Origin of the sequence: Roseiconus nitratireducens, from assembly GCF_008629675.1 — a bacterium.
Classification (GTDB): domain Bacteria; phylum Planctomycetota; class Planctomycetia; order Pirellulales; family Pirellulaceae; genus Stieleria; species Stieleria nitratireducens.
The window spans coordinates 125,937-148,534 of sequence record NZ_VWOX01000009.1 but is presented as its reverse complement, the minus strand read 5'-3'; the positions used below and the strand labels follow the sequence as shown (position 1 = coordinate 148,534).

Here is a 22,598-nt window from a genome sequence, read left to right as displayed (position 1 = left end):
CCGCAAGAAAACAGATTGGAAGTTTAACGGAACATTTTAGGTGAACGATGCACCGCCGCTCCCGTGAATCCAGGAAGCCGCCGCGCTCCCTCCCTAACGGATCGTTTGCCGCGGCTGCGTCAGTTTAGTTCCAATGACCGCCCCTCGCCAAAAACGGCTGAAGGTCGGTGACGCCTTCCCCAACCCAGCGAAGTGTCATGGGTCCGTCTTCCGATCTCCGCTCGCACCGCCCCGATCCGAACCCGCAACCTGCACCGCGGCGACGCAAGAAGCGTTGGAACCGTTGGCGGCGGCGGATCGCCTATGAGGCGTTGGAGGCACGGCGTGTTCTGGCCGCGCAGCTGGCGTTTCCAATGGACGCGACCGATTTGACGCTCAGCCTGGAATCCGGCAGTTTCTACCTTCGCGACGGGATGGGCGACAGCGTGGTCACGCCCGTCGCCCAGAGCTCCTCGATCGACATCACCGGGACCGACGGTGACGATGAATTGACGCTGGATGCCAGCATTCTGGCCTCCGGATTGACGATCACCTTCATCGGCGACGGGTTCGACGCGCTGACGGTCTCGGAGGATGCCGATTTTGAGCTGCGTGACGGCGTGCTGGACGTGGGATCCGAAACGTACTCCCTGGACGGGTTTGAAATGGTCCGGTTGACGGGTGGTTCGTCGGCCAATCGGTTGCTGCTGAATGGCTGGACCGATGGCTTTTCGTTTGACGGAAGTGGCGGAGCCGACACGCTCGAAGCCGCCTATCAATCCGGCGATCTGGAGACCCTCTGGTCGGTCACCGGGGTCAACGAGGGAACGCTGCAAGCAGGGGAATTTTCCAATGTGGAGAACCTGGACGGGGCCGACGCAAGCGACGGCGACGACGTCTTCCGATTCGAGGCCGGAGGCAGCCTGTCAGGCACGATTGATGGTCGCGGCGGAAACGACTACGTCGTCGGTGGAGACCAGGACAACACTTGGAACATTTCTTCCGCCGACGAGGGCGATCTGGGAGGAAGCGAATTCGTCTCGATCGAGAATCTGGTCGGCGGAAATCGCGATGACCAGTTTATCTTTGCCGACGGGGCGACCATCAGCGGACAGGTTCGCGGGGGCGCGCTCGACGCCACCGGTGCGGAACAAAAGATCGATACCACCGCCGCGGAAACACTGAAGAACCTGACAGTCGCAGTCGATCAACTGGATTTTTCGGCTTACACCACCGCGATCGTGGTGGATTTGGATGCGCCTTCGGTGACCGGCATCGGGACGGTCGCCGAGATCAACTCCGTGGTCGGTGGGCAAGCGACCGACCAAATCCTGGGGCGAAAACTCTACTTGGATCCCCAGAACTCCCAGTTTGATGCGACACCACAATCGGTCCTGTGGACCCTGACCGGTGACGATCAGGGCACGGTCGACGATTTAGCGTTTCAAGGGTTCGAGGAACTGGTCGGCCAAGCGGACATTCGCGACCTGTTTGTGTTCGAAAGCGGATCAAGCCTTTCGGGAACGATCGATGGCGGCAGCGGAGGCCTGGACGGGTTCATGGTCGAGGGAGATGGCAGCGCGGGGTCGATTGACATCGCCTACAACCCCACCGGGAACGATGTCTCAGGAACGGTCATCGTCAACGCGGTAACGGTCCGCTTTGCGGGCATGGACCGTCAATCCATCACGCTCGGCGACGATCAAGACCGCGTTATCCAAGGCACGATCTTCGATGACGAGATTTACGTCCGGGCAGACCCCAATACCGCTGGAAAGATCGAGATCGAATTCAGCGAATTGATGATCTATGACGCGATCGATGGGACCAGCAACAACAAGCTTTCGGTGACGAATCCCTCCGGGTCTCTGACCATCGAGGGATTGGACGGAACCGACACCATCGAGGTGCAGTCCTTGGATCCGCTGTTCAGCGCCGATCTGTACCTGTTTGGTAGCCAGTACTCCGCCGCCAATGAGGCCTTGGGTTTGCAACCGGTGGTCGATGATCCGTTCGTCGATACCGTCATCTTTTCGGGCGATGTCAAAACCGGAAACGGCTACCTGGAAGTCTATGCCGAAAAGATCGACGTCAAGGATGATGTGACGATCGATACCGGCACCAACGACGTGTTCCTGCGGGCCCGGCTGCTGGGCGTCGCGGAACTGGAGAACTTGTCGCCATTACTTTACACCAACCGCGCCGTCTCGATTGACGTCGGTCAGCGGTCGGTCATCAAAGGCAATGGAATCTACCTCTATTCGCAATCGGAAGACCGCACGCTGTCGGATACCCTGGGCGCCAGCCAGGACTTAAACAATTTCGTGATCGGTCCGCTGCTCGGACAGTTGACCGACCAGCTTGCGCTGCCGGCCAAGGTTCTGCTGAAGACGTCGGACGCCAAGGTGACGGTCAAGCAGGACGCACAGATCATTGCTAAAGGAACCGTGGGGATTTATGCCAACGCCGTGGCAGAATCCAGCGGTGTGATCAGCAGCAGTCTGGTCACGATTGGCTACGTTCAGGCCGATGCGATCGCCGACATCCAGATCAATAAAAATGTGCTGATCAGCGCGGTCGATTCGGTCGTGATCACGGCCAACGGCAGCGCGACCGCCGACCTGTCGGCCAGCACGTCGCAGGATACGAGCGCGTATCCGACGCCCGGCGGGAAGCAGGTCGCCGGTTCGCTGGCGATCAGCAATGCGACGGTCGATTCCAACGTGGACGTGAAGAAAGGCGCCCGAATTCTCGCGGGCAAGACCGCCAACGTCTGGGCCGACGGTCAGCTTGATTCGTCCGCCGGTGCCGATTCCGGAACGTTCGCCGACGCGACGGCCGCCCTGGCGTTCAGCTTGCAATTCTCCAACGCCGAAATCACCACGAATGTCGACGGCACGATCGAAGCCCGCGCCGAACCCGGTTACACGGTCAAGATTGAGATCGATCCGACCGTCACCAAATCGGATCAAATCGGGTACGTCAACTACACGGACGACACGATCTACGTCGGGCCCCACGCCTTGGTCTCCGGTGATTCGATCACCTACACCAATCGCCGCGGCAACAGCATTGGATTTCTGGTTGACGGTCGGTCCTATGTCGTGGTGCCTGATCTGAACGATCCCGAACGCATCCGATTGGCCGAGAATGAGACCCTGGCTGCGATCGGAAAATACGTCGATCTGATCAAGGACTATGCCGGTGTGGCAACCGCCAACAACGAACATGTGTTCGAAGCTTCGGACGTCGATCCGAGCAACGATTCAATTGAGCTCAATCGGAATGGCGCGGCGGTTTTCAATGCCGTCGAATTGGGCCAGGCAGTCGTGCTGGAGGCCGTCGACAGCAATGGGGATCCGATTGACAGCTTCGATGACAACGGCGATCCGATCATCGTCGGCGGATTGCAGCTTGGCGGAACCTACTACGTGGTCGCCGACACCGCGGAAAACAACCTGCAGGGCGACACACGATTCGCCGACGCGCAGGTGATCGGGTTGGCGGAGTCGGAGAACGAAGCCCGTGCCGGCGTCCGCATCAGCCTTGGCTCGGTCGATCTGAGCAGCCTGGGCTCCGGAGTAAATCTTCGCATCAGTTCCAAGCACGTCCTCGATTCCGGTTTTGTCACCGGTGTCGGCGTGCAGTCCACGCTGGATGCATCGGATTCCTCCGTTGCCGGTTCCGGTCTGTCCAGTGAGAACTCGAAAACGTCGTTCCTGGAATCGGTGGAAGGGGTCGCAACGGCAAATGCGTTCGACACGATCTTTTCGAGTTTTACCAAGAGCTACAGCGACAAGGCGCCCAAAGGTGCGAATAGCAAACTGAGTGTCTCCGGTGCGTTGGCCTTTTCTTATACCGACCACGTGGTGACTACGGACATCGGCGCGAATGCGACGCTCCAGTCCAACGAGGACTTGGAGGTGGTGGCGACCATCAACGAATCCTACGTGATCACCGCGCATACGGATTCGGAACCGCAGCAAACGCAAACCCAAAAGGGGACCAATTCCGGCACGAATGCCGAAAGCAGTGCGCCGGTTGCGATCGGTGCCTCGATTGATGTCGGCATCTACAACAACTCGGCGACGGCCACGGTCGCCGATGGCGCCAAGCTGGATGCCCTCCGCGCGACGCGAGTGATTTCCGATGTCAGCTATCCGTTCTTGACGCGATTCGATGAATTCATCCCGCTGTCCCCCGGCGAGTTCGTCGACAGCGTTCGAGAAGAAGGGTACGAGTTCTTTACCAAGTACCTTGACGGAACGTTGGGACTGAAGGATTCGCTGTTCAACAGTTGGGCAACCAGTTCCTCCAGCGGCACCAAAGCCGGGATCGCCGGAGCGATCAATGTGTTGGTGTTTACGAACGCCTCCAACGCGATCGTCGAATCCAATGCCGAGATCAACCAAAACGCCAGCTGGCATGATGACTCCAGCAATCCGCATCCCAATCAGGCGGACCAGCAGGACGACGGTTTGGGGGAACAGACGGTGTCGGTCGAAGCGACCAACTACATGCAAACCGTGAACATGACCGGGATCTTCTCACTTCCCAACTTCAGTAAGGATCCCACGCGAAGCTACGACAAGTTCACCGACCGCATCTCACTCAATCCACTGGGAACCGATGGCAAGGTCGGCATCGGGGGAGCGGTGTATGTGAACGTGTTGACCAATACCACCAACGCGATTGTCAAGAATGGTGCCAAAATCGACAGCGGTGGCGATGGAGGATTCAACATCAAAGCCGAGGAGGCGATGTTCGTCGTCAACCTGACGCAGTCGGGGGCCAAGGCGGACACCTTTGCTCTGGGCGGATCGGTCGCCTACACGAAACAGACCAGCGACACCCTGGCCAAGTTGGGCGAATCGGCCATCGTGACGGGGCGAAACGTCCGGGTCTACGCGGGCGATCTCGTGACGCAAGCGAATTGGGTCGGCGCGCTCGCGCTCGCTGATGCGGTGGGGGCGGGAATCAGCGTCGCGGTCAACGAGGTCGATCGGGAAACCTACGCCGTGATCGGCGACGAGACGATCACCGACAGTCAGATCAGTTCGCCCCGAACGACCTCGGGGATCGACGTTTCAGAAGCGGTGGTCGTCAATGCGATTTCCGACGGAAACCTGTGGGCATTTTCCATCGCCGGCGCCGCCGCGTTCACCACCTCCGGGAAATCGATTCCCGACGATACGCCTCAACAGGGCCAGGTCAACAGCGATGTCAGCAGTTCGGTCACGCCTGCGATCGCCGGGGCCGCGTCCGGGGCGGTGAACATCGTCAAGAGTGTCACGCAGGCCTCAATTGTGGATGCCGGATTGCTGAAAGCAGGCGATGTCACGGTGTCAGCGTCGGAGACGCAGTTTCAGTTTTCCCTGACGGGAAGCGCGGCACTTGCATTTTCCGGAAGCAAAGCCGCCGGTGCCCTGACCGGCGAGTTCAGTCTGAACGATATCCGAGCCATCACCGACGCATTTGTGGTGGACACGAAGATCGAGGCGGACGACGTGGTCGTCGAAGCGATCCGCTCAGGCGATTTGCACGCGATCGCCGCCGGACTAGCGTTGGCGGCCGGTAAGAGTGCCGGGACCTTTTCCGGGTCACTTTCTATCAACCTGATGACCAACAGCAAGGACGAAAACGGCGATCCCACCAACGAGACGCGGGCCTATCTGGACGGTGTCGACCTGATCGTCGATTCGGTCTTGGTCGACGCCTCGGATACCATGACGATCACCGCCGATGGCGGGGGATTTACGATTGCCCTATCCAGCGGGGTCAGCGTGGCACTCGGCTTGGGAGTTGCGGTCAACGATATCGGATCCGCGTCTCGGGCCTACGTGAAAGATTCCACCATCAACGCCGCGGGTGACATCGGGGTGACGGCCACGATGGCACCCACCATCGACTCACTCAGCATGGCCGGATCGCTTGCCGTTTCCGCGGGAGGCATTGGCACCAATTTCTCATTGACCGGTGCCGGTGCCGGTTCGGGGAACTACATCGACACCACCGCCGAAGCGTACATCAAAGGCAGCGAGAACGGTTTGGAACCGGCGATTGTGACGACCAACGGGGGCAAGGTTTATGTCGTCGCGGACGATCAATCCAAGATTCATTCCGACGCGGGAGCCATCGGGGTTTCACTGGCTTTCAGCACCACCGGAAATCTGATCAACCTGACGTTCGCCGTGTCCGTCGGAATCCACGAGATCAGCAACACGGTGAAAGCCTACATCGATGGGTCGACCCTGGACGTCGCCGACGACCTGGAGGTGCTGGCGACGAATGAGTCGACCATCGAGGTGCTGACGATCGGGGGTGCCCTCGGCAGCGGAGCATTCACCGGCGCCGGGGCCGGCAATTCGATCACCAACACCACCAAGGCATACATCAAAGGCGGCGGATCAGATCCGGGAATCGATGTTGGTGGAGACGTCTATGTCGAGGCGAGTGATATTTCGACGGTTGCCGTTGACGCCGGTGCGGTCGGGCTCGGATTGGTTTTCGCGAGCACGCCGGGAATTGCTTTGGCCGGTTCCTTCGGAGCTTCTGCCGCCGTCAACGAGGTGGAAAATGTGGTCGAGGCATCTGTGGAAGATGCTACGATCGACGCGTCGGGCAAGATCGACATCACGGCCACGACTGAATCGATCATCGAGGCACTGACGATTGCCGGAGCGGGGGCTGTCGCGATCTCGACCGGGTCGAGTTTTCTGGGGCTCGCAATCGCGGGAGCCGGGACGGGGTCCGGGAACTCGATCAAGAACAAGACCAAAGCGTACGTCAAGAACGGAAGTGATCTGGAATCCGGAACCGGCGATCGGGTGTTCGTGGAGGCGTCCGACACGTCCACGATCAAGGCGGATGCCGTCGCCGGCGCACTGTCGTTCACGCTTGGAACGGGCGCGTCGGTCGCGATCGGTGTCACCATCGCGGAGAACACGATTGAGAACACCACCAAAGCGTTCGTTGATGACGCGGTCATCGACTCGGGTGGTGAAGCCGTGTTGTCGGCGATTTCCGACGCAACGATCTCCGCCTTGACCGTTGCGGTGGCTGCCAGCGTGACCATTTCCACCGGAGACGATGCGATCGCAATCTCGGCCGCGGGCGAGGGGGCGCAGTCGACCAACACGATCGCCAACACCACGCAGGCGTACGTCACCGGTGGCGGCAAGGTGTTCAGCGACGCCGGTTCCATGGTCTCCGTCACCGCGAGTGACACCTCGACGTTGACCGCCGATGCCGCCGGTGGCACCGTCGCTCTTTCGGTCAGTCCCAGCGGGTTCTCGGCGGCGTTGGCGATCTCGGCCGGTCTGTCTTACAACGACATCGGCAACACGGTTTCGGCGTACGTCGATGGGGCGTCGGAGATCGATTCCGATGGATCTGTGACAATCAGCGCGACCAGCAACCAGACGATCGATGCTTACGCGCTCGCGGTGGCGGCCGCCGTCGCCCTGGTCAACCCGAAGCAAGGTTTCAGCGTCGCGTTGGCCGGTGCCGGTGGAATTGCGAAGAATGAGATCACCAGCACGACTTCGGCCTACGCGTCCGGCGGCAGCACCGTCACCGGCGTCGGCGACGTGTCGATCAGCGCAACGGACACTTCGGTCATCATCGCCGATGTGTCCGGGATCGCGGGCAGCCTGAGTGTGGTCGGAGCATCGGTCGGGATCACCGAGACGACCAACGACATCGACAACCAAATCAAAGCGTATGTGGACGGCTCTGATGTGACCTCCACGCTCGGTGGTGTGGCCATCGACGCCACCACGACGGCAACCGCAACCGCAACGCTGCTGACTGTGTCGGTATCGGTGCAGATCGGTGCGGCGCTGGGGCTTGCGGATGGTGAAGCCGGCATTTCCGGCCAGACGCAAGCGTATGTCGGCAGCGGATCGACCATCACGGCGCGAAGTGGAAACGTGTCCGTCGGGGCATCGACCACCGCCGCCGCGACGACTCACAGCGAAGGTGGCGCCGGGGCGATCGGCGTCGGTGTGAGCAGCATGAGCGCGAATGCGACCATCGACATGGACACCGATGCGCACATCGCCGAGGACACGGTGATCGAAGCCGGGTCGGTGGATGTCACGGCCGAGGGAACCCATACCGTCGACAGCTTAATCCTGACGGTCGGAATTGGATTGGCTGTTGCGGGAAACACCGGATTCGCGACTGCGTCGATCGATTCCGACGTGAATGCGTTCGTCGGTCCGGCCGGTACGCTGGGATCCGGTGTGACGCAGGCGACCATCGAATCCGGCGGTTACGTCAACGTGGACGCAAAAAGCACCGATGACGTGACGGTGCTCGCCGAAGGCGGTGCCGGGGGCGGTGCCGCTGCCAAAGGGCATTTGTACGCCGACGGCGACATCGCCGGGGCCACCCATGCCTTCATCGGTGACGGCACGCACGTCTCGGGGCTGGACGGCGGTCAGATGCCGGGCGACCTGACGGTAAAGGCCGAGATGCTGGCTGCGTTGATCGACGTCGATGTGCTGGTCGGAGGCGGAAGCCTGACCGTCGCGGTCACCGGTGGCGACACCGGAGAGATCACGATCGACCGATCGGTGTACGCCTACCTGGCCGACGACGTCGACGTGCAAATGAACGCGACGGGTTCCAGCGGAGGCAACGCCACGATTTCCGCGATCGGTCGTGGCGAAGCCGATGCCAAGGTGGAAACCTATGCCGGATCGATTTTGGTCGAGGCCCACTCGCCAAAGTCGGTTGTCAAACTCACGCCGGAGATCCAGGCGTCACTCGGTGACAATTCCGTGCTCAATGCGTCCGGCGACGTTGAAGTCACGGCAACGCTAAGCGACCAGCCACCGGCGGGCACCACCACGCCAAGTGACTTGATTCAGGGCGTTGATGCCGCCAGCGATACCCTTGATTTTGAGTTCGACCTCAGCACCGGCGAGGTGGTCACCTACGTCGTTCCGAGCGGGCAATCCGCCATCGCGGGTCTGGAAGACGGTCGCGAGTACGAAGTCATTGACGCCGGAGACGACAAGATCAGTTTTGGCGCCCAGTTCGATGCGGTTGGCGGTGTCGATTCGGCGCGCGACACGATCACATTTTCCGCCGCCCGGAAACTGAGAACCGGTGATGCGGTTCGCCTGGACGACGGCGGTTCGACCTCGGTCATCGAGCCCTGGCAGCTGAATCTTCCCTCCAGCGACCCGGCGTACGTGGATCCCTCGCAGGTCTTCTATGTTCGAGCGATGGACCAGCAGACGGACAGCAGCGGCAACCCGTTGGGCGTCACCACCATCAAGTTGGCTCGCACCAAAACCGAGGCGGAAGCGGACTTGCCGTCGTTCGACGCAGCGGATGTGTCGGGCAGTACGATCACCGTCCCGGGCGTCGTCTTCGCGGAGGATCAGGCGGTGACTTACCGAGCTGCCGCCGTGAGCGAGTTTTCAGCGTCCAACGTCGATGTCAGTGTGCTCAGCGGCGTGCTGTTGACGGCAAATGGCGAAGTTGTCCCGAATACAGACGCCGACAATCTGTACCTGCCAAACCACGGGTTCTCCGATGGCGACGCGGTTGTGTACCGACGGCAAGGATCCGGCCCGGAGATCGGCGAGCTGCAGGATGGCGAAACGTACTATGTGATCAAACTTGGCGAGAACGAAATCCAACTGGCCGCAACCTACGAGAATGCGATCGGCGACGACAGCGTCAGCAATCCCCAACCGCCTGTCCCGATCGAAATCGAGGTCTCCAGCGACGCTGGTGCGGAAACCGTCATTCATTCGTTGGAACTGAGTATTGACGGACTGGAAGACGGCGTCACCTACTACGTGGTGAACTCGAATGCTTCCACCGGTGAATTCCAACTCGCCGAGAGCCCCGGCGCCAATCCGTTGACGCTGAACACAGCCCATCGCGACGGCCAGCACTCAATCGGCGTCGAGGGCATCGACCTGGTTGCGTCCACCGACACCCACGCACTTCTCCATCAGTTAGTGTTTGATCTGGGATCGTCGACGGTCGACAAAAACGATGGACATTCGTTGGCGGGTCCCGGTGGAATTTCGTTGGATCTGATTTCACCACCGACCGGCGATGGCAAGAGTTCGTCGACCGTCAAAGGCGGCGGCGGCGGGGCCATCGATGTTGGCGACGTCCGCGCGACATTGGAAGACGATTCGTCAGTGCAGTCCTTCCTGGGCGCTAATTCGGTGATCACCGCCGGTGGGGATGTCCAGCTTTCGGCGACCTCCCAGCACAACGCCTCGACGAACGTTGACAATCAGGCCGGCGGCGTCATCAAGGTCGGGATCGTGCGAACCAGGATCGACCAAACCACCGATACGGACGCCTACCTTGACGATTCGGCGTCCATCACCGCTGAGGGTGACGTGTCGTTGACCGCGCTGACGGACATTGAAAATGACCTGGTCGCCTATGCCGGCGGCGGGGGAGCCATCGGTGCGGCGGTATCCGACACAGCATCACGCGTCCAATTTGACACCACGGCCACGGTCGGCGAGGACGCCTCGATCGTGGCCGGCGGCGCCGTCAAGATCCACTCGGATTCCACCGTCGACGCTTTCACGGATTCATCTGCATTCGTGATCGCGCTCGGAGCCGGTGCCGACGCCGACGGGCTGGATGACAACGGCAAGAACGACACCGAGTTCGGAGGGGGGATTCAGATCGGTGTCGACAACGTCGCGGTGACCACCGACGTCGTGATCGGCAAGCGAGCGCTGGTGGAAGGCGGCACCGTCGACCTGGACGCCAAGGTCAGCAAGCTGAAAGCCAAAGCCGTTGCGGACGCCCAGGCCTATGGCGGTGTCACGACCGCGTACGCCGACGCCGAAATCAATATCGATTCGAATTCCAACGCCACCATTGCCTCCGACGCCGTCATCCGGGGATTGCAGGGCGTCGACATCCAGTCGCGACACTCCGAGGTCGATGTCGATCGAAAACCGACGGCCACCGCCGTCGGCTTGATCCCGCCTCAGGAAGCCAAGGAAAAAGGCGATTCGGATCTGAAGAGTATTGTGGACGCCGATGCCGGGGCAACCATTTACGCGGGGCCGCGGGTGTCGGCGTTCGCCGGTGATACCGACCTGAAAGACGATGGAGGCTTCTCGCACCTGGCCCTGTACGTCCAGGCCAACGAAGGTCAGGTCGATGGTGGCGGCGGTGGGAATCGAACCTTTGACATCCGCTGGGACGCCGACGTTGTGATCAACAGCGGGCCCAGCCCGGAATTGGTCATTGACGCGAACGGCACGATCCAAAGGGCAGTCAACGTGTCCGTGGACGATGGCGCCGCGGGGGCAAGTCGTACCAGCGGAACCATCGCCAGCGATGACATTGTCGTCAATGACATCGTCAACGATGATGCCGGCGAAGTCCTGTTTGAAGCCAAGGACGGGGTGATCAACGGCGATCAGGGTGAATTCAGCATGTTGGACGGCTATGAATTCGTCAGCATCATCAATGGGTCCGACAAGGACTTGATCCTGAACCGGATCGACGTGGTCAACACCGCCGCGACCAACTCGAGCAGTCCACCACGTCCACGGATCGTGCTCGTGTCGGATGACGTGAACATCGACTTTGATCTGCAGCGAGACATCGATCCGTCATTGGTCGATGTGCAGAATCTGGGAGCCGGCGATCTCGGGCTGAACGGCGCGATCAACAATCCGATCGGCGAAACCTTCCTCTACAACTCCGGTGGAGACATCGTCAACGGAGCTGACGTCACAAGCTTCGCACAACTGATCTCCCTGTACACCGGAAAGACCGCCGGCACGGGCAGCGTGTTGAGCAATGAATTGGACATCGACTCCGCTGCGGGCAGCGTCGGGGCGGGGGCGACGGGGCGAATCGTCGTCCAGTTGGTTGAGAGCAACGCTCGTAGCGAACTGCTGAAGGTGGTCGCCGACCAGAGCATTTGGTTGGACTTGACCGGCATTCAACGTGTCTCGGATACGGACACCGCGCCCACGGTTCTGGATTTGGACATCAAGTTCATTGAAGCGGGTGACACTGCGGATGTTCTGTTGCGATCCGGAGTCCTGGAGACTTCGAGTGCCGATATCGACGGCGTCTATGTGGATTCACCGAACGATAGTTCGGACGCGCCCGACAAGACCTTCTACACGCGGTACTCCAATGACGGCACACGCGGTCGGCGTGATGCCGGAGCCTATGGGGGGACCGCGGCGGACATCGAAATCGATTACGACTTTGAAATCATCCGATCAGGCGGGGTGGTCGACACGGGCGACATCATCATCGCGGCGGCCAACCCGTCATCACCGACTACTTCGCGGAATAACGTGGTCAACGTGGAAGCGGTGACCAACGTGAAAGGGAGCGGACATCTGGACATCGATACCAATGGCTTGGTCGATGCCACCGAAGGTTCCGGAAACATGCGGGTGGGGAACATCATTTCGCGCTACGATGACGTGATCTTGAGTTCGCCGAAGTCGATCGTGGACGCCGCGTCGGGGGACGGTGCCCCGCCGGCCGGTGATGCCACCGCCGATGTGTCTGGGAAAAACATCACGCTGGATGCTACCGATTCGATCGGTTCCACCAGCAATTTCCTGGAAATCAATTCCTCGTATTCCGCCTTTGGTGTGCTGGTCGCAACGTCGGCTGACGGAACCTTTGTTCAGGAAACCGCCGGTGATTTGAATATCGATACGGTGGACGTCAGCGCGGGCGACGCATCGATCGTTTCAGTGGCTGGAGCAATCCTCGATGGCCGCGGCGGCGGTTCCGGGGACACCGCTTGGAACATTCGGGCGACCAGCGTCGACTTGGATGCCAACGGCGGGGGCATCGGCGAGTCCACCAATGATCTGGAGATTGATACGCGTCAGCAACAGCAGGGGCATCTCTACGCCGACGCCAGCGACGACATCTATCTGGAGGAGGTCGATGGAGCCCTGGATGTGTTGCAGGTCGAGTCGTTTGCCGGTCTGGTTCGGTTGACGGTCCGCGAGAGTTCGGATCTTGATGAAGATTTGAACTTGCTAACCGGCGGGGTTGCCTGGATCGAAGAAGATGCCTCGGTGACCCTCAGCCGGGGGCGGATCGCGGCCGCCGAATCGGTCGAACTGCGGATCGGCGACGGATTCGTCCTTCCCACCGCGGCGGAAGTCTTGGCGGGTTTGGTCGATTCGACCGCGGGCATCATCGTCCGTGGCGACCACAACGATTCCGATTCGGGCTACGGCACGTCGATGGTCTTGCAGGGCGAGATCACTCCGGGGGATCAGGCGAAAACCGAGTTGTTCGGCAACGTGGACGTCGACAGTTACAGCTTTCTGCAAACCTTGCTCGGAGGTGTGACGCGAGCCTTCGGAAGTGCCTCCGCGGCGGTGCCATCCGACAGCACTGTCGACGACGGTGAAGATCAATTCCTGGTCTCGATGCTTCGCACGATGGATGTCGCGTCGCTGCACACGCTGACGTTGGATGGGCAGGCGGACACGGATACTTATCAGGTCCTGACCACCGGCAGTCGCAACCAGATTCGGAATTACATCATCAATGTGTTGGATTCGGGGGCCAAGGACGACGGTTCTGACACGCTGGACGTGCTGGGTTATGACAGCAGCGTCAACGGCCTGGACGAGTTTGCCGCCGAGCCTAGCGACGACATCTTTTTGCTACGGCGGACAAGCTACATCCCCGGCAAGTTCGGCAACGAAGTCAGCGAATCGCCGGCCTTCGTCGCGCTGCTTCACGGGACGATTGACCAGGCACGGCTGGCCGGTGCCGACGGAGACGAACCGAGCGAACGACCGCAAGAAGTGCAACGGATCAATTACGACGCCAGCATCAACGGGCGGATGAGCGTCTACGGGCAGGGCGGCAACGACTGGTTCGCGGTCGATGACAACAGCGTGATTTCGACATTGGATGGGGGGCTGGGCAACGACAACTTCCAGATCGGCCAGATTTACGGTTCGCTCAGGCAGCCCAGCGACGTCAGCCAGGCAGACGCTTTCCCCACGGTGGCCACGACCCGCGGTTACATCAGCCCGGGGATCAGTGCCCCGCTGGTCGCCCAGGGTGGCCAGGGGGACGATTCGTTCTCCGTCTACAGCAACCAAGCCGAACTGCGGCTGGAAGGGGATGCGGGCAATGACCTGTTTGTGGTGCGAGCCTTTGCCATTGCACTGACCGATCCGGTTACCGGCGAGATCCTGACCAACCCGGACGGGTCGGCCCAGGTCGATACGACCAATTTTTCGACCGGCGAGCAAACAAATATTCTGCCGGGAGCCGGCAACGACTCGGTCGAATACAACGTCAACGCGCCGGTCTCGATTGACGGCGGAAGCGGATTCGACAAGGTGCTGGTCCTGGGGACCGAATTCCCCGACAACTTCGTCATCCGCGACGACGGCATCTACGGAGCCGGAATCACCATTCGCTACGAAAACGTGGAAGTGGTGGAAGTGGACGGGCTGGAAGGCGACGACGACTTCTTCGTCGTCAGCACCCCTTCGGGTGTCGCGACCCGAATCATCGGCGGATTGGGCAGCGATCATGTCAGTGTGGGCGGTGACGTCGCCGATCGGATCGTCAGTCGCCAGCTGGAAGGCAGCAGTGGAACCATCAATCACACGACCACCTCGGGCGACGATCGCTACGACGGCGAATTGACGCCCGGCATCGATCTGAATGTTGCTTCCGAAGACCAAGGGGTCGTGATTATCCAGGAACAGAACGGAACGGTGGTGCGGGAGGGGGCGGTAGACAACACCGACACCTACACGGTGAAGCTGGCCGAGCCGATCACTGACCAAAACACCGTCGTCTTCGTCACGGTGTCGGCGGCACGATCCGTCAAGGACGAAGAAGATCAGGGCGGGGACACGATCACGCTAGCAGTCGATCGCGACGGTGATGGAACCATCGATCCGCCCGCGGATCTGTTCACGGGCACGGGGCAAGCCGACGCGTACACGCGAAAGATTGTCGTTGACGGTGTGACGACCTACGTCAGAAATCGGTCCGTGGTGTTGCGGTTCGACAGCACCAACTGGGATCTGGAGCAAACCGTCTTTGTGCAAAGCATTGCGGACGGTTTTGCCGAAGGCGATCGGGTGACCACGATCAGCCACAGTGTGCTGGTCAGTGACAATGCGACGGACGATTTGCGCGACGTCTATGACGGAGTGGCGGTCCGCAATGTGGAAGTCACCGTGATCGATCAGGACGCCCCCGGTTTGATCATCACGCCCACCGACGGAGAAACCCAGGTGGTCGAAGGCAGTTTGAACCTGCAGCAGGGTTACTCCAAGGGGATTGCGGACAGCTACGACATTCAATTGACCAAGGCGCCGTCCGGTTCGGTGACGGTTCAGTTTGCATTTGATGACGACCAGGTTTTGCTTTCCAGCAAGGTGGGTTCGCGATTTAGTACGTCCGGCGGGATCGCCTCACTAACGTTTGACGCCAGCAACTGGTCCACGCCAGTGACGATCGACGTGACCGCTTTTGACGACGGCACGCCATCGGACACGGGGGTCGCCGAAGATCGAAAAGTTTCTGTCATCACCCATTCGATCGACGCCACCGTTGTCGGACGCGACCCGGAATTCGACGATCTTCTGTCTCAGTTGGATGTCGAAGTCTTGGACGATGATCTGCCCGATTTCTTGGTGCAGGAGTCGGACGGTTCCACGTTGGTTTCCAAGGACGGCACCAGTGTGGTCGATACCTACACGATCCGATTGACCGCCGAACCAACGGCGGACGTGATGATCGACATCGAAACCGATGGCCAGACAATCACCTCTCCGACGCAATTGACGTTCACCGATGCCAACTGGTGGATTCCGCAAACCGTCACCGTGTACGGTGAACCGAGCTTCGTGCCGGTCGAAGGGACCGAGTATGATCGCGAGTTTTCAGCACAAAAGCACCTGTTGAGCAATCTCCGCGGGCCCTTGCACATTGAAGGTGGCAGCGTCGGACCGAGAGCCCTGGTGTCGGCGATTGTGTTGCCAAAGGAAGGGAACCAGGGCCTGCTGGAAATCGGCGACCAACCGCTGGAAACCGAGCAGATTGATGTCGTAAACATCTACGATGATTCCAGTGGCGAAGACAAACAGGGCGAGTTGTCCAGCAGTCGTTTGACCGGTCTGAATCTGCCACCCGACCTGGTCTTTCCCGACGGGACCGCTTTCGGTGAACCGTCCGTCTTCCCGGGCGGAATCAATTTCGGCCAAGTGAGTGTCGACGCCGACGGAAATATCCAAGCCGACGGTGCCCGCAGTTCGGTCGAGGTTTTGAATGTGATGCTGGGCGAGGGGAATGACCAGTTGTCGATCACTGGGACGTTGCTCGCCGCCGACGAGGGTTCTTCCGGGCCGGCGAAACATGGAACGCTGACCATGGTTCATGGTGGCGGGAACTCCCTGGTCGGTGGCGTCGTCGGGGGAGACACCATCACGATCACCGGCGGCGGTGGGCCCGGTTCGCCGTTGGTCGTCTTCGGCGACACGTCGCAAGACGGCGTTTGGTACTCCGGTGATGCGTCAATCACCGATCGGAGCGACAACGCCTACTTCGGCCTGAAATTGCACGACCAGGTTGGCGACGCCGATGATGCGTTTCGATACGGGCGGGCTGTGGACTTTGACTACAACGGCAACGACGTCATCGACGCGAGTGGTCTGGACATCAGCGACATGGTTTCCCTCAACGGACAAGTGACCGTCGGAGTGACTATCTACGGCGGAGGCGGAAACGATACGATCGACGGTTCCGAAGCGGGCGACCATCTGGCGGGAGGATCGGGTGATGACGTCATTCGTGGCGGCTCGGGGCCGGATCACATTTATGGCGATTCAGGATTCAATGTGGATCCGATCACGCGATCGTTGCTGGTTATCACCAGCGATCCCTCAGCCGACCCCGTCGCCTTCCCGCCCCGCGATACCGTGCTCGCTGGCAACGACACGATCCATGGCGGTGAGGGATCGGACGTGGTGTTTGGCGATCATGGAGTGGTCCAGCAGGATCTCTCGCCGGGAACCTTCTATTCGGATCACCTGACCGGGATACGTCGGGCGGTCATCAATGTGGTCGATCCGTCCGTCGGCTCGTCGGTCCTGACAACCGATGCCCAGGCGACCGAGAAACTGCTCAGCCTGCTTCGCATTCAGGAGCTGCGAACCGTTGAACCCGGTGATGGCGGAGACGACCATATTCGTGGAGGCTTGGGGATCGATCGAATTTTTGGAGGAAACGGAACAGACACGATCAACGGTGGTGGTGACGCCGATGTGATCTTTGGCGACCAGGGGCAGATCAGCTACGTCGGACCGGACTATTTCGGAACCGATGACAGCGATCTTGGCACCATGGATCTGATCAAGAGTATTGACACGGAATCCGCTTTCGGAGCTGACGACATCATCTTCGACGATTCCTCCGACGACATCATTCTTGGCGGCCAGGGCGACGACAGGATCGACGCCGGTTCCGGACAGAACATCGTGTTCGGTGACCATGGAGAACTGCTCGGCGTCGATTCCGGAGCGAATCAACCGGTCGGCGACCCCGATCCGTCGAAAGTCGATGACGCCTACGCCATGCAGACGCTGGGCCTGTTGCAGTCGATTGCTTTCGAGGTCGATACCTCGGGGGGCAATGACGTGATCACAACCGGCGTCGGGCGCGACATCATCTTTGGCGGGCAAGGCGACGACACCATCAACAGCTACGCCAGCGATGGCGGGCAGATCCAGGACGATGGCAACAACATCGTATTCGGCGATTTCGGATTGGTGGACTACCTGGCCGAAGAGCTGGCCGACGCGACACAAACACCGCGGACCGATGACATCGACCGCATCGCGTCGATCGCGGCTGCGACGGCGCTGGGCGGTCACGATTCGATCACGACCGGAGCGGGGAACGATATCGTTCTGGGAGGTGCCGGCGATGACGTCCTGTCGGTCGGCGAGGGGCAGAACCTGACCTTCGGTGACAACGTCGCGCTCGCCGCTTTCCATCGCGATCATGTCGCGGGCGATCCGCCGCTGGTGTTTTCCGTGCATGAATTCACGGTAGGGAGAATCGAGTCCGTCGGTTTCGGTGACGCCGATAGCGGGAACGATGTTCTGACCGGCAACGCCTCGAACGATGTGTTCTTTGGCGGCGGCGGCGACGACATCATCTATGCCGGCGGCGGCGATGATCTCGTCTTCGGAGACCATGGCTTGATCGAAGCGACCAACGACCATCCTTACGATCCCGCCACCAGTCTGCCACCGATCTGCTGGGATCTATTCCCCGGCGATGGTTTCGTCCGGTTCACGGCGCTGAACGTGGACCAGTCGACCGGATCCGGTGATGACCTCGTCTACGGCCAGGAAGGTCGCGATGTGCTGATGGGACAGCAGGGGAATGACGTGTTGGACGGAGGCTTGGGGGACGACATCCTGATCGGGGGCAGCAACGTCTCAGGCGCCCTGGACGGCGATGATCGTCTGGACGGTGGCATGGGTAACGACGTGGTCGCGGGCGACAATGCCGAGATCTGCTACCGGCCGGACTTGCTGGATCCCCGGATGCGAGTTCTACAAGGCACACAAATCTACGGCACCACTGCAGGAAACGATGGCCTGTCTTTGGTCAATGAACTTGTCGACGGAGTTCCTCAGTTCATCGATCCCCGCGGCGGCACCCAATACCACATTCGTTTAATTGATCACTCCGACACCGTCGAAGCGAGCCGACCGGAATGGTTCGGCAATGATTACATCGCCGGCGGCGGTGGCGACGACGAGTTGTTTGGGCAACTGGGCCACGATGTGATTCAAGGTGATGGGAAGATCGGTACCGATCCTCGAACCGATCTCAGTGTCATCGCGTTCGACGGCGCACCGACCACCTTCGGAGCGTTCCGCGACGGAACGGTCGATGACGAAAGCAGTCTAATCATCTCGCCCTCGCTGGAACTTGCCTCCGACGGAGACGACTACATCGAGGGGAATGGCGGGCAGGACGTCCTGTTCGGAAATCTGGGGCAGGATGACTTGATCGGTGGCAGTTCCAATCTGTTCGGATTGGAAAATGCGAACGACCGGCCCGACGGCGACGACTTGATCTTTGGCGGAGCGGGGATCGACGTCGCGCGAAACGATGCCGGAGATGCGGTGGTTGGGACCGACGGAGCCATTTCGGTGCTTCCCAGTGGTCACGCGTTGGACGCGGATGTCATTCTGGGGGACAACGGGGTGATCACGCGGCTGGTCGGTGTCAACGGGACTCAGGTCGATGCGGCGGCGACCACGGCGGCGTCAGGACTACCTGCGTCGGGCGGCTTCCTGAACTTCTTCCACGACAGTGGGCCGGTCGATTCCAATCCTGATACCTACGATCGCGTCGTGGCTCGATCTGTTCAGTTCCTGGACTACACGCCCGGCGGAGTCCTCCATGATTCGCGGGCGGCGAACGATCGGGGAGGCGACGATGAGATCCACGGGGAATCCGGTGACGACACCGTGTACGGCCAACGCGGCAATGACGTGTTGTTTGGTGATGGTCAAAACGATGATTTGATCGGGGGCTACGGACACGACTGGATCTCGGGCGGAACGGGAGATGACGGCGTGCTGGGGGATGACGGTCGGATCATGACCAGTCGCAATAGCACCACCGGGGAGCCGCTCAATGGAGTTGCCGGTTTGCTGGATCGTGATCCCGATCCCAAGAACGCCAACGGCAACGTGTTGGACGAATACATCAAGACGCCAGGAGCGATTCAGGAAGCGACGATCAACGTTTCCGGCGAGCTGAAGAAATCAGCGAACCTGGTGCCGTTCAGCGTCGACCCAGCGTTTAACGGCCAATTCGACGAGTTCGTTTACTCAGGATCCAAACAGAATGATCCGCTTGAATTCACTGACGAGGGACACTATTCCGATGACATTTTGTACGGCGGCCTCGGAAACGATGTGCTTCATGGTGGATCCGGCGACGACGCAATGTCCGGAGCCGAAGCGCCGACGGAATCGTACACCCAGCTGTACGACGCCACCGGCGTGTTGGTCGGAATCACGCGGTCGGACTTCGGGCATCCGATCAATCTGGGTGATACGTTGAGGTTCAATCCGGAGGATGCCGACGGCTGGCATTACGATTCGACCCGGCGGGCGGGTGAGTTCGCCTTGTACGACGAGTATGACCCGCGTCGGAAGATCCTATTGGACGTCGATGGCACCGCATCCGCGGAAGACACCGCCGCCAATTGGTTCCTGAACTTTGACCCCAGCGAGGGTGTTCATCGTCCGGCGGGTACGATCGAGAAAGCGACGGGGCAGTCCAGCCCGAGTTATTCCGAGGCGTGGGATGACGGACAGGACGCGTTGTTCGGTGATCTGGGAAATGACTGGTTGGTCGGAGGTACCGGGCGAGACAACCTGTACGGCGGTTTCGGAAATGACTTGTTGAACGCCGATGATGATCACAACACCGACACGCCGGACGTTCCCGGATCCTTTGACAATGAATCGCCGGATACGCAGCCCAGCTACGAAGACCGTGCCTTCGGGGGTGCCGGACGGGACGTCCTGATCGGTAACACGGGCGGAGACCGGCTGATCGATTGGGTGGGTGAATTCAACTCGTACCTGGTTCCCTACGCCCCCTTTGGAATGGCCAGCGTCAGCCGGACCATGCAGCCCCAATTGGCCGAGTTCCTGTACGCGTTGTCCTTCGGCGACGGTGCCGATTCGACACGCGCGACCGATGTGGGGAATCCGGAACGCAACGGCGAACCAGAAGGCGAGCTCGGGCTCATTCGCCAACAGGATCCTGCCTGGCAAGACCAGACTGGCGCGCCGACCGATCCCCAGGCCGGAAACATCCCCGGAGGCAAACGCGACGTCCTGCGAAGTGCCGGGTTCAATGACGGGCAGATGCATGGGATGGCGGCCGACAGTGGCACGTGGGAAGTGGTCGACGGGAGATTGCAGGTCAGCGCTCAATCCAACCAGTCCGACGCGGTCAGTGTGCTTGCTTTATCGGATGCGTTACCCACCTATTTTGAAGTCCTGGCTTCGGTGACCGCGGAAAAACCGACGGCCGGATGGAAGGCGAACGGGTACATCATTTTTGACTACCAAAGCGCCGATCAGTTCAAATTCGCGGGCATCGATGTTTCCAACAACAAACTGGTGATGGGGCACCGTGATTCGCAGGGGTGGCACGTCGACCGCCAGGCATCGGTCCAAGGCGGAATCAAACACGGAAAAACCTACAACCTGTTGTTGGCCGTCAACGGCCTCACTGCCTCCTTGCTGCTGGACAATCAAACGCTGTTCACGCATGCGTTCGAGCCCTCCGTTCAAGACGGTTATTCGTTCGGATTGAACTGGGGGCTCATCGGCGTCGGTTCCGATCAGTCGCAAGGCACCTTCGACAACCTTGCCGTCCAAGTGCTTCCGCCATCCATTGTCTGGGATCAGGCCGACGGTTTTGATGACGGATCAGCTCGGCTGTTGGTCGGACCGTCGACTGGAAACTGGTTGCTGATCGGCGGGGCGCTCACCGGCACCGCCGACAACGATGCGACCGCGATCCGGACCGTCGACTTCGGACTGCAGCAGGGAATACAAAGCGATGCGTACGTCGAGGTGTCGGCAAGCGTTGCGACGGAAGCTGTTGGTGGACTGTTGTTCGACCAGTACGCCGAGGACGATTTCAAGTACGCCTCCCTGGATCCTTCGACGCAACAACTGTTCCTGGGACACGTCACCCCACGGCGTGGAATCGTTGCCGATCAAGTCGTCCCGGTCTCCCTGGCACCGGGCCAGCCGTCGGACATCAAACTGGTCATCAAAGGCACCACGGTCAGTGTGCTTGTCAACGACCAGCTGGTCACCAGCCACGTTTACAACAGTGCTCTGACAGACGGCTCTCTGGGAGTTTTCTCGCAGTCGGGACAAACCACGTTTGATGATTTCAGGATTCGAACCGACGATTCCAGGCTGTTGCAGTGGGATGCATCGATCTCGACGGATCCGTTGGATGTGAACGCCGACGGAGAGGTTTCGCCGATCGATGCATTGCTCGTGATCAACCAATTGGCAACCATCGATCCGTCGTTGGAAGGCGAATCCACCCGTTTCGCGTCGGGCAGATTTGACGTCAATCGGGACCAGTTCATTTCTGCGTCGGATGCCCTGATGATCATCAATCGATTGGGAGTTCAGGCAACGGATGACTCCGCCGTCCCCGATGCGTCGCCGCAAACTCCTCTGTCGATGGCCCTGCAAGCCGCTGAGCTGGACAAGCAGGACGACGATTTGATCACATTGCTGGCTGATGATCAGGTTCGTTGGGGTTGAGGATCGACAGCGGCTCTGATTTCCCCGAAGATGTTCCGTGGTACCGCCGGAGCCGGGATGGTGTCCCGGCTCCGGCGGACCGCTTGAGTGACATCGAGCTTCGCGCGGGTCCGTTTCGTTGGACAGCGCCACTTTGAAGCGGAGAGCCCGACTATCGCTCGTCAAGGACGCTGTCGTTGACTGGCGGTGGATCGACTGGCGCTGAATCGACCGCTTTTTGGAATGCTCTGACGAGCTGCGCGACCG

Annotated in this window: 1 protein-coding gene; it reads left to right on the top strand. The window is 60.2% G+C overall.

The window, feature by feature from the left end:
* Positions 1-197 precede the first annotated feature (197 nt).
* Positions 198-22,352: a dockerin type I domain-containing protein gene (locus FYK55_RS16440; protein WP_150077525.1), complete on the top strand. Its 22,155-nt coding sequence runs from the start codon at positions 198-200 to the stop codon at positions 22,350-22,352.
* Positions 22,353-22,598 lie beyond the last annotated feature (246 nt).